Annotated in this window: 12 protein-coding genes; 6 read left to right on the top strand and 6 right to left on the bottom strand. The window is 70.6% G+C overall.

Features of this window, described 5'->3' with window-relative positions; translation table 11 throughout:
• The 3 genes from G3N92_RS22475 to G3N92_RS22485 form a co-directional block, all read left to right on the top strand.
• On the top strand, nt 1-805 hold an 805-nt coding region (locus tag G3N92_RS22475; protein WP_206129784.1), incomplete at its 5' end, for a C45 family peptidase.
• Nucleotides 806-871: 66 nt separating this feature from the next.
• On the top strand, nt 872-2,212 hold the full coding sequence (locus G3N92_RS22480; RefSeq protein ID WP_206129785.1) for an aspartate aminotransferase family protein: 1,341 nt from the start codon (nt 872-874) through the stop codon (nt 2,210-2,212).
• 41 nt (nt 2,213-2,253) lie between these two features.
• Complete coding sequence (locus tag G3N92_RS22485; RefSeq protein ID WP_206129786.1) at nt 2,254-2,835, top strand: carboxymuconolactone decarboxylase family protein; 582 nt, start codon at nt 2,254-2,256, stop codon at nt 2,833-2,835.
• Between the two features lie 100 nt (nt 2,836-2,935).
• On the opposite strand, the gene G3N92_RS22490 is transcribed toward G3N92_RS22485, so the two are convergent.
• A complete protein-coding gene (locus G3N92_RS22490; RefSeq protein WP_206129787.1) occupies nt 2,936-3,910 on the bottom strand; it encodes a VacJ family lipoprotein in 975 nt (324 codons plus the stop codon).
• On the bottom strand, nt 3,903-6,533 hold the full coding sequence (locus G3N92_RS22495; protein ID WP_206129788.1) for an MMPL family transporter: 2,631 nt from the start codon (nt 6,531-6,533) through the stop codon (nt 3,903-3,905). The genes G3N92_RS22490 and G3N92_RS22495 overlap by 8 nt, the downstream gene beginning before the upstream one ends.
• Nucleotides 6,534-6,869: 336 nt before the next feature.
• On the opposite strand from G3N92_RS22495, the gene G3N92_RS22500 reads away from it, so the two are divergent.
• Nucleotides 6,870-7,466, top strand: coding sequence for an ABC transporter substrate-binding protein (locus G3N92_RS22500; RefSeq protein ID WP_206129789.1), 597 nt, complete (start codon nt 6,870-6,872; stop codon nt 7,464-7,466).
• A 137-nt stretch (nt 7,467-7,603) separates the two neighbouring features.
• Entirely contained in the window at nt 7,604-8,125 is a 522-nt protein-coding gene (locus G3N92_RS22505; protein ID WP_206129790.1) for a cupin domain-containing protein, read from the top strand.
• 27 nt (nt 8,126-8,152) lie between these two features.
• On the opposite strand, the gene G3N92_RS22510 is transcribed toward G3N92_RS22505, so the two are convergent.
• Nucleotides 8,153-8,806, bottom strand: a complete 654-nt coding sequence (locus tag G3N92_RS22510) for a response regulator transcription factor (RefSeq protein ID WP_206129791.1) — start codon at nt 8,804-8,806, stop codon at nt 8,153-8,155.
• Nucleotides 8,803-10,218 (bottom strand): cache domain-containing protein, encoded by a 1,416-nt coding sequence (locus G3N92_RS22515; protein ID WP_206129792.1) that lies wholly within the window; start codon nt 10,216-10,218, stop codon nt 8,803-8,805. The genes G3N92_RS22510 and G3N92_RS22515 overlap by 4 nt, the downstream gene beginning before the upstream one ends.
• A gap of 191 nt (nt 10,219-10,409) precedes the next feature.
• Here G3N92_RS22515 and G3N92_RS22520 point away from each other — a divergent pair, with 191 nt between their 5' ends.
• Nucleotides 10,410-11,099 carry a response regulator transcription factor gene (locus tag G3N92_RS22520; RefSeq protein ID WP_206129793.1) on the top strand — a complete coding sequence of 230 codons (690 nt, stop codon included), beginning with the start codon at nt 10,410-10,412 and terminating at the stop codon, nt 11,097-11,099.
• Nucleotides 11,100-11,229: 130 nt separating this feature from the next.
• On the opposite strand, the gene G3N92_RS22525 is transcribed toward G3N92_RS22520, so the two are convergent.
• Together G3N92_RS22525 and G3N92_RS22530 are read right to left on the bottom strand one after the other, a co-directional pair.
• Complete coding sequence (locus G3N92_RS22525) at nt 11,230-12,276, bottom strand: glycosyltransferase family 2 protein (protein WP_339385792.1); 1,047 nt, start codon at nt 12,274-12,276, stop codon at nt 11,230-11,232.
• A 34-nt stretch (nt 12,277-12,310) separates the two neighbouring features.
• Nucleotides 12,311-12,988, bottom strand: a 678-nt coding sequence (locus G3N92_RS22530) for a glycosyltransferase family 2 protein (protein WP_206129795.1), incomplete at its 5' end; no start/stop codon positions are given.

A 12,988-nucleotide genomic window follows, 5' to 3' on the forward strand; every position in this document is an offset into this window, starting at 1 on the left:
TGTGTTCGCGTGGCATTGCCGCGGCGAGCTGCTGCACCGCACCGGCGACGGCTGCACGACCGTCGCGGCCTGCACGCCCGAGGCGCGGCGCATCGCGCACAACGAGGACGGCGATCCGTTCCTGCTCGACCGCTGCCATCTGGTGGACGTGCGGCCGCAGCACGGGCCGGGCTTCGTCAGCTTCTACTACCCCGGTTCGCTGCCGGGCCATACGTTCGCCGTGAATCGCGCGGGCCTCGTGCAGACCATCAACAACGTGCGGATCACCGCGCCGGCGGCCGGCGTGCCGCGCATGGTGCTGGCGCGCGCGGTGCTCGACGCCGGCTCGCTCGATGCGGCGCTCGCGATCCTGCGCGAGCAGCCGCGCGCGAGCGGCTTTCACCACATGCTCGGCTGCGCGGGCGATGCGTGCGTGGTCAGCGTCGAGGCCAGCGTGTCGCGCACCTCGGTGCAGGCCGTCGAGGGTGTGGTCGGCCACGCCAATCACCTCGTGCACGCGGGGCCGAACGCCGACGCCGATGCGCAGATCGTCACCGATTCGTCGCGCGACCGGCAGGCGCGGCTCGCGGTGCTGCTGCCCGCATTGGATACGCCGGATGCGCCTTCTATCGACGCCTTGGCCGGTGTGCTCGCCGATCGCGGCGGCCCCGGCTTGCCGATCTTCCGCGACGATCCGGCCGATCCCGACGACGAAAACACGCTCGCCACCGCGGCGTTCGATATCGGCGCGAGCGGCGTCGATTTCACGGTGCGCCGTGGCGGCGTGACCGGTTTCGCGCTGCGCGTGACGCGCGACGCAGGCTGAGGCGATGGCCGCCCCCTTCCCTTCTTCATGGCGCATTGATCGGCATTCCAGCCGCAGGAGCTTTGCATGACCACGGTATTTCACCGCGCCCCGCGCGCAACCCTGCCCGTCGCGGTGGCGGGCGACGGCATCGAGATCGTCGATGCGAACGGCAAGCGCTACATCGACGCATGCGGCGGCGCGGCCGTCTCGTGTCTCGGCCACAGCAACGCGCGCGTGATCGAGGCGATCCAGCGCCAGGCCGCCCGCCTGCCCTACGCGCACACGTCGTTCTTCACGACCGAGGTGGCCGAGGAACTGGCCGACCGGCTCGTCGCGGCCGCGCCGCAAGGCCTCGGCCACGTGTATTTCGTGTCGGGCGGCTCGGAGGCGATCGAGGCCGCGCTGAAGCTCGCGCGCCAGTATTTCGTCGAGATCGGCCAGCCCGCGCGCCGCCATATCGTCGCGCGCCGGCAGAGCTATCACGGCAACACGCTGGGCGCGCTCGCGATCGGCGGCAATATGTGGCGGCGCGAGCCGTTCCTGCCGCTGCTGATCGAGGCGCATCACGTCAGCCCCTGCTACGCGTATCGCGAGCAGCGCACCGGCGAAAGCGCCGAGGCGTTCGCACAGCGCCTGGCCGACGAGCTCGAAGCCACCTTCCTCGAACTCGGCCCGGAGAACGTGGCCGCGTTCGTGGCGGAAACCGTGGTGGGCGCGACCGCCGGCGCGGTGCCGCCGGTGCGCGAATATTTCCGCAAGATCCGCGCGGTTTGTGACAAGTACGGCGTGCTGCTGATTCTCGACGAGATCATGTCCGGCATGGGCCGCACCGGCTACCTGTTCGCCTGCGAGGAAGACGGCGTCTCGCCCGACATCCTGACCATCGCCAAGGGGCTCGGGGCCGGTTATCAGCCGATCGGCGCGACGCTCGTCAGCGATCGCATCTACGACGCGATCGTCGGCGGCACCGGCTTCTTCCAGCACGGCCACACCTATCTCGGCCATGCGATCGCCTGTGCGGCCGCGCTCGAAGTGCAGCGCGTGATCGCCGAGGAGCGGCTGCTCGACAACGTGCTCGCACGGGGCGAACAGTTGCGCGCGCAACTGAACGAGCGCTTCGCCGGCCATGCGGCCGTGGGCGACGTGCGCGGGCGCGGGCTGTTCGTCGGCGTCGAATTCGTCGCCGACCGCGACAGCAAGGCGCCGTTCGATCCCGCGCTGAAGCTGCACGCGGCGCTCAAGCGCGAGGCAATGGCGCGCGGGCTGATGGTGTATCCGATGGGCGGCACGATCGACGGGCGGCAAGGCGATCACGTGCTGCTCGCGCCGCCGTTCATCAGCACCGCCGCGCAGATCGAGACGATCGTCGAGCGGCTGGGCGATGCGCTCGATGCGGCGCTCGTGTCGAGCGGCGCAGTACGATGAGCGCGCCCGCTCCCCTACCGATCCCTCCGACAGGAACCGACATGACCGATCGCCTTCCCCCGTTCGACATCGCCCGGGCCACCGACGCGCAACGCGCGGTGCTCGACGACATCCTCGCCGGCCCGCGCGGCAACCTGAACGGCCCGTTCCTGGGCTGGATCCACAGCCCGGAGCTGGCGCAGCACGCACAGCGGCTCGGCGCGTTTTGCCGCTACGAAACCGGCCTGCCGCTGCGGCTCTCCGAGCTGGCGATCCTCGTCACGGCGGCGCGCTGGCGCTCGCAGGCCGAGTGGTATATCCATTTGCCGATCGCGTTGCAGGCCGGCGTGCCGGAAACGGTGGCCGATGCGATCCAGCGCGGCGACGCGCCCGTGTTCGACGATGCCGACGACGCGCTGATCCACCGTTTCTCGACGGAGCTGTACGAGACGCAGCGCGTGTCCGACGCGACCTACGACGCGGCCGTGGCGCGCTTCGGCGCGGTGGTCGTGATCAATCTGGTGGGCTTGCTCGGCTACTACGCGCTGGTGGCGATGACGCTGAACGTGTTCGGGATGCGCGCGAACGGGCAGCAGACGCTGCCGTTCGCGGAGCCCGGGTCGCCGGAAAGCGGCCAGCCGTAAGCGTCAGGCGGTGGTCAGGCGGTAAACGGATCGCGGCCCGGCGGCGCCTTCGCAAGGAAAGCGCCGCCGGGCCGCGTCGGGCCGTCGCGAGATGCCCCGATCAGGGCGCGGTGGGTGCGCTGGCCGGCTTGGCTTGCGAGGCCGACGGCGCGGCAGCCGCGCCGGAAGCCGCGGATGCCGCAGCCGGCGTGGCCGCCGCGGCGCTGGCGCTCGAGGCCGCACCCGGATCGGCATAGTTCGGCAGGCCGGCGGGCTCGCCGTTTGCGCCGCCCGAACCGGTGCTCGCGCCCGGATCGTTGTAGTTCGGCAGGCCGCTCGGCTCGCCGCCCGCGCCCGGATCGTCATAGTTCGGCAACCCGCTCGGCGGCGTGTCGGCCGCCCCGGCGGTGCGCAGCAGCGAGCCGTGATACGTCTGCGACTGGCGCTGCTGCGTGTAGGCGTCGCGCACGAACGAATACTTGTCGAGCGCGGCCTGTTGCAGCAGATCCGATGCGCCCAGCAGATCGGAACGCGCGCTGATGAACTGCCCGATATACATCGGGTTGCGCACGGCCGGCTCGATGTAGTTCAGCAGGTTGAAACGCACGTCCACCGTGCGGCCCACGCCGTCGCGGAACGAGCTCGGCCCGAACAGCGGCAGCACCAGATACGGGCCGGACGGCACGCCCCAGCGCGCGAGCGTCAGGCCGAAATCCTGATGGTGCTTCGGCAGCCCGGCCACCGTCGCCACGTCGAACAGCCCGCCCACGCCGAACACCGAATTGATCACGACGCGCATCACGTCTTGGGTCGCATCGGTCACGCGCAGTTGCAGCAGGTTGTTGGCCGCGTTGCCGAGATCGCCGATGTTCGAGAAGAAGCTGCTGATCGCGGTGCGCAGCGGCGTGGGCGTGACCTTCTGATAGCCCCGCGCGATCGGCGCCGCGATATGCGAGTCGATCGAATCGTTGACGGTGAAGATGACGCGGTTCATCGGCTCGAGCGGGTCGCCCGGAGTCCGGTTGGGGCCGGTCGCGCAACCGCTCAGGAGTGCGCCGGCGGCCAGGCTTGCGGCCAGGATTCGCAGTTTATTCATTGATTTCTGGGGATTGGGGCGCGCGTGGCACGCGCGGTTTGCCCATCAGCACCGGTTGGAACACCACGGCGCCGATCAGCGTGCAGGACAGGGCGAGCGCGAGCAGTTTGCCCATGCTCGCCGTGCCCGGATGATGCGATAACCACAGGCTGCCGAACGCGGTGGCCGTGGTGGCGGCGCTGAACAGCACCGCGTGTGTGAGGCTCGAATGCAGCAGGCCCGTCTGGCCGGCGCGCCATGCCATCACGAAGTACACCTTGAACGCCACGCCCACGCCCAGCATGAGCGGCAGCGCGATGATGTTGGCGAAGTTCAGCGGCATGCCGAACACCACGCACAGCTCGAGCGTGACCACGCCCGACACGAGCAGCGGGATCAGCGTGCGCAGCACGTCGCCGAAGCGGCGCAGCGTGATCCACAGCAGGATCGTGATCGACACGAGCGACAGCGCGGCGGCCTGCAGGAACGCCTTGATGATGGTGTCGGCCGAATGCAGGATCGAGATCGGACCGCCGATGGTGGCCGGCTCGGCGCGCTTCACGGCCTGCGCGAAGCGGCGCAGCATCGTGTCGTTGCCGGGATCGGCGCCGGGCGCCACCTTCGGCGAGATCTGCACGAGCGCGCGGCCGTCGGGCGCCACCCAGTCGCGCACCATCTGCGGCGGCAGGTTCGCGCGCGTGATTTCGTAGGGCTGCAGCAGCGCGGCAAGCTGGCCGAGCGCGAGCGTCAGCGTGTTCGAGAACGCCACCTCGGCGCGGTCGCGCGCGGCGGCATCGGCGGCAGCCAGCTTGGCGAGCGATTGCGACAGGTGCTTGGCCTCGGCCGCACCCGCGCCGGGATGATCCTCCGACGCGTATTCGAGCAGCGCCGAGGCGCGCTTGAGCGCGGCCACGCGCTGCGCATCGGCGGCGGGCGGCGCGGGCTGTTGCGTCAGCGCGGGCAGCAGCGCGTCGGCGGCCGTCTTGATGGTGGAGAGCTTCTCGGGCTGGTCGGGCGGCAGGAACGAACTCAGCGTGGTGGTGCGGCCCACTTCCGGCAGCTTCGCGAGGCGCGCGGCGGCCGCGTCGGCGGCGGCCAGCGTGGGCGCGAGCATGTGCACGTCGTTGACGGCCGCCTCGGGCGAATCCTTCAGCGCGATCAGCGTGGCCATCGATTCGCTGTGCGGATCCTTCAGGTGCAGCGGATTGAAGTCGAAATGCAGGCGCGTGAGCAGCGGCAGCGCGCAGATCACCACCGCCAGCGTGCCGATCAGGATCGGCTTGCGGTGCCGGTCGAGGTAATCGTCCACCGGCGCGAGGCGCGGGAAGCCGGGCGCCTTGGCCTCGCCGGGCGGATGCATGAGCTTGAGCAGCGCGGGCAGCAGCGTCATGGTGGTCAGGAACGCCACGAACATGCCGACCCCGGCGATCAGGCCCAGCTCCGACACGCCGCGATAGGCCGTGGGCAGGAACGAGAAGAAGCTGGCCGCCACGGCCGCGGTGGCCAGCGAGAGCGGCATGCCCATCGCGTGCGCCGCGCCGAGCAGCGCGTGATCGAGATTCGGATCGCGGTGGCGCTCCTCGCGGTATTTCACGCCGTACTGGATCGCGAAATCCACGCCGAGCCCCACGAACAGCACCATGAACGCGACCGAGATCATGTTCAGCGAGCCGACCATCGCGAGGCCGAGCGCGGCCGTCACGACCAGGCCCACCACCAGCGTGATCAGCACCGCGCCGATCATCCGCTTCGAGCGCAGCGCGAGCCACAGGATGATCAGGACGACGATCAGCGTGCCGATGCCGTTGACGGCCGCGCCGTCTTCCACCGACGCGAATTCCTCGTCGGCCAGCGGCTGCTCGCCGGTCAGGCGCACCACGGCGCCGAAGCGCTTGTCGAGGCCGAGCGAGGCGGCGGTGGCGCGGATGGTCTGCGAGGTTTGCTCGCCGGCCTTCAGCGCGCCGTAGTTGACCATCGGCTCGACCGTCACGAACGCGAACGCGGGCTGCTTGGCGGCGTCGGTGTCCACCAGCGCGCGCCACGAGAACGCGGCGGGCTTGCCGGCCAGCACGTCGTCGACGGTGGCGGCGGCGCGGCCGAGCAGCGTCTTCATGCCGGGCAGCGTGACCTGGCCCGTCAGGAGCGGCTGGCCGAGCGTGGTGGACAGTGTGGTGGCGAGGCCGCGCACGCTTGGATCCTGCGCCAGCGTGTTGACCAGCGGGCGGGCGTCGGCGAGCTTCGAGGTGGTGCGCTTGACGTCGTCGGGCGTGAGGAACAGCAGCGCGTCGCGCTCGAACAGCGGCCCGCCGGCCGGCAGCGACACCTGGCCGATCTTGCCGGCCTGGGTGTCCTTCTCCAGCGCGGCGGCCAGCGCGTTGGCGGCGGCCGTGGCGAACTCGGGCGCGGGCGCTTCGACCACCGCGAGGATGGTCTGGCTGCGTTGCGGGAAGGCGTCGTCCACGGCGTTGCCGAGCGCGGCCCATTGCGGGGCGTTGTCGATCAGCTTGCTGACGTCGGTGTTGATCTTGAAATGCTGGACGGTATAGACGCCGCTGAACGCGGCGATCACGAGCGACAGCGCGACGACCAGCAGCGGGCGCCGCACCGACCAGGCGACGAGTCGGACGAGTAGGGTTGTCAGCATGGGGCGGCTGGCGGAACGTCCTTTGGACAAAGTGATCAAGTATACCGGCGCTGCGGTTTCGGGGGCGGCAACCCCACGGCGCGGTGCGGGCCAATGCGGCGGGCGAAAAACGGCGTCCGACCCGTTGCGGATCGGCGCCGGGCGGGGCGATGCCCGCTGGATGCAGCGGGCCGCCGCCGGCCACAGCATGTCAGCAGGCGGTGACAATCGTAAGCGAAGCGTAACGAACCCTGCTGCCGCGGGCGCGGCGGCGCTGCGCGAGGCTCGGGCCGCTATACTGTTCCGATCCGGTGCTTATTGGCGCCGGCTTCTTTTTTTAGAGAGCGCGAACACCGTATGAAACGTCATCTGATTGCATTCGTCGCTGCGGCGGCCGTCTCCGTGTCGGCCTTCGCGCAAAGCGCCCCCGTGGACGTGGTTCGTAACGCCGTCGAAGGCACGGTCAACGCGATGAAGACCGATCCGGCCGCGCGCGGCGGCGACATGGGCAAGATCACGCAGGTCGTCGAGACGCGGTTCCTGCCCGTCGCCGACTTCGAGCGCACCACGCGGATCGCCGTCGGCGCCGGCTGGAGCAAGGCGACGCCGGCCCAGCAGCAGGAGCTCTACAAGCAATTTCGGCTCCTGATGACGCGCACCTACGCGGCCTCGCTGGCTCAGCTCGGCGGCCAGGACGCGAAGTTCACGTTCAAGGCGGGCGGCGCGAACGGCACCGATGCGCTGGTTCAGTCCACCGTGACGACGCCGGGCGACACGCAGAACGTCGGTTACCGGCTCGCCAAGGAAGGCAGCGACTGGAAGATCTACGACATCGACATGTCCGGCGCGTGGCTGATCCAGGTCTATCAAGGCCAGTTCAAGTCGCAACTCGCCTCGGGCGGCATCGACGGCCTGATCGCGTTCCTTCAGAAGCACAACGCGCGCGTCAACTGACGCGCCGCGGCCGGGGCGGCGCGCGCCGTTCCGGCCCATCGCTTGATCCCCGCCCGCTCCGGTTTTCGTTGCCGGTTCGGGCACATGCCTTGCTCGCCCAGGCGCATGCGCGTCGCCCCCGTTCCCAGGTGCTCCCGATGCCGTCCACCGCCGCGCCCGCCTCCCCGCATCCCGCCGCCGCCGAACTGATCGAGCGTTTCGCGCTGCTGCCGCATCCCGAAGGCGGCTACTTCCGCGAGACCTACCGCGCCCCGCTGCGCGTTGCGCGCGAGGCCGACGGCGCGTCGCGCAGCGCCGCCACGGCGATCTACTACCTGCTGTGCGACGGCGCCTATTCCGCCTGGCACCGCATCCGCTCCGACGAAGTCTGGCATTTCTACGCGGGCGATCCGCTCGACGTCTACGTGCTCGACGACGCCGACGGCCTCGCGATCCACCGCCTCGGCAACCCGCTGCTGCATCCCGGCGCCGTCAGCCAGGCCGTGGTGCCGGCCGGGCGCTGGTTCGGCGCGGCCTGCGCCGATCCGGCCGGGTTCGCGTTCGTCGGCTGCACGGTCGCGCCGGGCTTCGAGTTCGCCGAATTCGAGCTGGCCGACGCGCAGGCGCTCGCGCGGCAGTTCCCGCAGCACGCCGAAGCCGTCGCGCGCCTCGCGCGCTGAGGCGCGGGCCGGCCGCGCTGCCGCCGTTTAGCGGCGGCGCTGTTCCACCGCGAACTTGATCAATTCCGCCTGCCCCTCGATGCCGAGCTTGCGCTTGAGGTTGAGCCGGTGCGTCTCGACGGTGCGCACCGACAGCCCGTTCTGCTGCGCGATCTGCTTGCTCGACAGGCCCTCGGCCAGCGCGTCGAGGATGTCGCGCTCGCGCGGCGTGAGCCGCTCCACCGGCCCGGCCCCGGCGCTCGCGTGAATCATCCGCGCGGCCAGCCCCTCGCTGAAAAACGTCTGCCCGGCCAGCACCGCGCCGATCCCGCGCACGATCTCGCTGGCCGGCGAATCCTTCAACAGATAGCCGCTCGCGCCGGCGCGCACCGCCTGCGTCACGTACTCGACGTTGTCGTGCATCGACAGCATCACCACCCGGATCGCCGGAAAGCGCTCGTGAAACACGCCGGCCAGCGCGATGCCGTTCATGCCCTGCATGCCCACATCCATCAGCGCGAGATCGGGTTCGAGCGATTCGGCCAGCGCGAGCGCGTCGGCCGCGTTGCCGGCCTCGCCCGCCACCACCAGGCCCGGCACCGCTTCGAGCCGCATCTTGAGGCCGTCGCGCACCAGCGGGTGATCGTCGACCAGCAGCAGCCGGGCGGCGGGCGGCGCAGCGTCGTGTGAAAGAGCCGTCATCGTGATTCCGTGTCGGTGGTTCCGGCGCCGGGCGCGGCGGCGCGCAGCGGCACGCGTGCGCTGATCACCGTATGGCCCGGTTGCGACCGGATCGTGAGAATGCCGCCGAGCGCCGCGATGCGCTCGCGCATGTTGCGCAGCCCGACGCCGCGGTGCGGATCGGCCTGCGTACGTTCGACGTCGAAGCCGCGGCCGTTGTCGGCCACGCTGAGCGCGACCGAATGCGCGCCGACGTCGAGCGACACCGCGCCGCGCGTGGCCTGCGCATGGCGCAGCAGGTTGGTGAGCGCTTCCTGCGCAATGCGGAACAGCGCGGTGTTGACGGCGGCCGGCAGCGGCGGCGCGCCCGAATGGGCGACCTGCGTGTAGCCGATCTCCACGCCGGTTTCGCCCTGCAGTTCGCGGATCAACTGATCGAGCGCCGCGGCCAGGCCGAGATCGTCGAGCATCGCGGGCCGCAGCGCGTGCGAGATGCGGCGCACCTCGCGCAGCACGTCGCCGAGCCGCGTGGCGCTCTTGGCCAGCGCGCCTTCGGCCGACGCGTCGCGCGCCGTGCCGCGTTCGAGCCGCTCCAGCACCGATTCGAGCATCAGCTTGACCGACACCATCATCTGGCTGATGCCGTCGTGCAGCTCGCGCGAGAGCCGCGCGCGCTCGTCCTCCTGCGATTCCACCACGCGCTGCGCGAGCGCCTTCAGGCGCGCATCGGCGTGACGCGATTCGCTGACGTTGAGCACCAGCGCGCACAGCGCGATCACGGCCGCACCCGCCAGCGCGATCGCGGCCAGGCCTTTCATGGTGCTGTCGATTTCGGCCGAGGCGCGCGCGTCGATGCGGGCCAGCGCGCGGTCGACGTCGTCGAGATAGATGCCGGTGCCGAGCATCCAGCCCCAGCGCTCGAGCGCCACCACGTAGCCGAGCTTGCCCTCGATGCGGCCGGTGGACGGCCGCTGCCACTGATAGCGCACGTAGCCGCCGCCGTGCGCGGCCGCGTCGACGAGCTGCTGGATGGTGGGCGCGCCCTGCGCGTCGCGCATCGCCCAGAAGTTGCGGCCGACGCGCTCGGGCTCGCGCGGGTGCATCAGCGAATTGCCCTGCAGGTCGTAGACGAAGAAATAGCCGTCCGGGCCGAAATCCATCTTGCGCAGGATTTCGAGCGCCTGCGCGCGGCGCGCGTCCTCGCCCGCCGCGCCGTCGCGCGAGGCGGCGTACAGCGGTGCGATCGTGCTGGTCGCCAGCTCGACGTAATGCTTGAGTTCGAGTTCCTTGCTGGCCAGATAGGCCGATTCGATCGTCTCGTGCTGCGCGCGCGCCAGCGAGGTGGCCTGCTGGCGCACGCCGAAGCCGATCGCGGCGATCGCCGCCAGGAACGGCACGATCGCGAGCAGGAGGATCTTCGCCTTGAGTTTCATGTTCGATGGACGGGGAAACGCGGCCCGCCGTGGAGCGGCCGCCGGCGCTATTGTCCGCGATTTCGCGGGGCCGCAGCACGGCCGGCCGCGCGCGCTCGCCGGTCCCGCGCGCGCGGCGATGTGAGAAGTCGATTTCCCAATCGCGCACGGGGTGAGTAAGATGGGGCCATTTTCTGGATGGAGTACCCGCAATGCTGACCGCCGTGCTGGAAGACGATGCCGACCAACGCGACCTGATCATGTTGTGGCTCGAACATGGCGGGCATCGCGCGCAGGGCTTCGCAACGGGCGCCGCATTCACCGAGGCGCTGAAGAACGACAAGTACCAATTGCTCGTGATCGACTGGATGCTGCCCGACACCACGGGCGACGCGATGATCCAGTGGGTGCGCGACAACCTCGGCTGGAACGTGCCGGTGATCGTGCTGACCGCGCGCGACGACGAGCAGACGGTGCTGACCGCGCTGCGCGCCGGCGCCGACGATTACCTCGTCAAGCCGGCCCGCTCGGCCGAGATGCTGGCGCGGATCGCCGCGGTGGCGCGCCGCTACGGGCTCGGCGGCAAGGCGCCGCTGACGCTCGGCGCCTACGAGATCGACATCCAGCGCGTGCGGATCTCCGTGAACGGCACGGCGATCGATCTGACCCAGAAGGAATTCGATCTGGCCGTCTACATGTTCCAGAGCCCGGGCCAGCTGCTGTCGCGCGATCACCTGCTGAACCGCGTGTGGGGCGTGCATGCCGACGTCGACACGCGCACCGTCGACACCCACGTGAGCCGCCTGCGCAAGAAGCTGCACCTCGACGGCACGAACGGCTGGAAGGTGATTCCGATCTACGGTTACGGCTACCGCTGCGTGCGTCTCGACGCACCGGAGTAAACGCCGCGCGAATCCGTTCGCAAGATTGTCAACGCCGCACCGTGTCGCGCATCGCGACGCCGTGCGGCGTTGGCGTTTCATTCGCCTCGATTGTTTCGATCGGCGCAGCGGCGCGTGGCATTGCCGCCGATTATTGCCACGGGCCGGGCGGCGCGTGGCGGCCGCCGTCGGTGGCGCGCCACGCGTCTTCCACCTGGGCGCGGCGCGCGAGCGCATGGCGATGCCCCTGCTCGGTCGACGACAGCCCGCCGCAGCGATACCCCCATCCCGCCAGCGTGAGCCACGCCGATTCGACGCGGTTCGCGAGCCACGCGCTCGTCGCGCCGCGATGCTTGCCGAGATAGAGCAGGCGGCTGCGCAACTGCCAGCGTTCGCGTTGCGCCGCGGCTTGCGGATCGAACCACGCATCGGACGGGAGGCGCGCCACGAACCGTGCGCGCACGTCCGGCCACACCATCACCTCGAAGCCGGCCTCGCCCACGCGGCGGCAGAAGTCGATGTCCTCGCAATACATGAAGAAGCGCGTGTCGAAGCCGTCGAGATAGCGGAACACGTCGTGCCGCACGATCGCGAACGCGTCGGATACCCAGTCGACGCGGCGCGCCGGCGGACGCGGCAGCAAGTCGGGATCGAGCGCCGGATGGCGCGGCTCCGCGCCGATCGGGGCCGGCCCGCGCCAGGCGAACGCGTCGCCGAGCGCGGTCGGGAAGCGATGCGAGGTCGGCACGTCGTAGCCTTGCCGGTCGATCAGCCGGCCGCCCGCGATGCCCACCTGCGGATTGACGAGCATGCGCGCGGCGGCGCGCGCGATCATCGCGGGCTGTGCGTGGGTGCCCGGATGCAGGAACAGCAGCAGCGCGCCGAGCGCGTCCTGCGCGGCGAGATTGCAGGCGGCCGCATAGCCGAGATTGACGGGCGAGCGGATCAGCCGCACCCAGTCGTAGCGCGTTTCGATGCGCTCGGCGGTGCCGTCGGTCGAGGCGTTGTCGATCACGATCACCTGCCAGTCGCGATAGCGCGCGGCCACGGCCAGCATCTCGAGTTGCGCGTCGATCCGGTCGGCGGCGTTGTGCGCGACGATCAGGATCGACAGCGCCCGTCGGGCCAGCACGTGCTTGTGCGGGGACGGGCGCGGATCGGACGGGGCAGCCTGCCGGGTGCCATAGAGCCGGATCACGGTGGACTCCGGCGATGGCGCGCGGCCGGCCTCGTCATTGCGCTTCGCCAGGCTGGCGGCGGGTCGCGCGTCCCGCACGCGCGGCGGCGTGACGGCGGCGATAGGCGAGTTGGCCATAGAGAATCGGCAGTTGTTGCAGATGCGCATGCAGCGCATAGAGCGTGGCGAGACGCCAATCGCCGGCGGTCGGGCGGGCGTTCAGCGTGGTGTGCAGCAGCGCGGCGCCGAACAGCGCGGCCACGCTCCAGGCGATCTGCGGCATCGCCGCCAGCAGCGCGGCGAAGGTCAGCAGCGCGACGCCGAGCGCGGCGCTCCAGGCCAGGTTGCGCTGCGGCGCGCGGCCGTGCGGAAACGCGGCCTGGCCGCCCGCGCGGGCATCGGCCGCGGCATAGGCCTCGCCGATCCGCATCGCGCGGCGCCAGTAGTCGCCGAAGCGCGTCAGCGCGTCGTCGTGGCGCGCCATCGGCAGATCCAGTTCGGCGATCTGCCAGCGCTGCGCGTTGAGGCGGTGGCACAGGTCGGCCGCTTCGCCGTCGGTGTAATAGGGGTCGAAGCCGCCCGCGTCGTCGAGCGCTTCGCGGCGGTACAGCGCGTCGCCGGCGCAGTCGAGCGCGTCGCCGGCCGGCATCAGGCCGTCCAGATCGACCACGGCCGCGTAGCCGGATTGATGCGGCAGCGCCTCGCGGCACTGGCCGCGCACGGCGGCATAGCC

Source organism: Burkholderia sp. Ac-20379 (genome assembly GCF_017104645.1).
GTDB lineage: Bacteria > Pseudomonadota > Gammaproteobacteria > Burkholderiales > Burkholderiaceae > Burkholderia.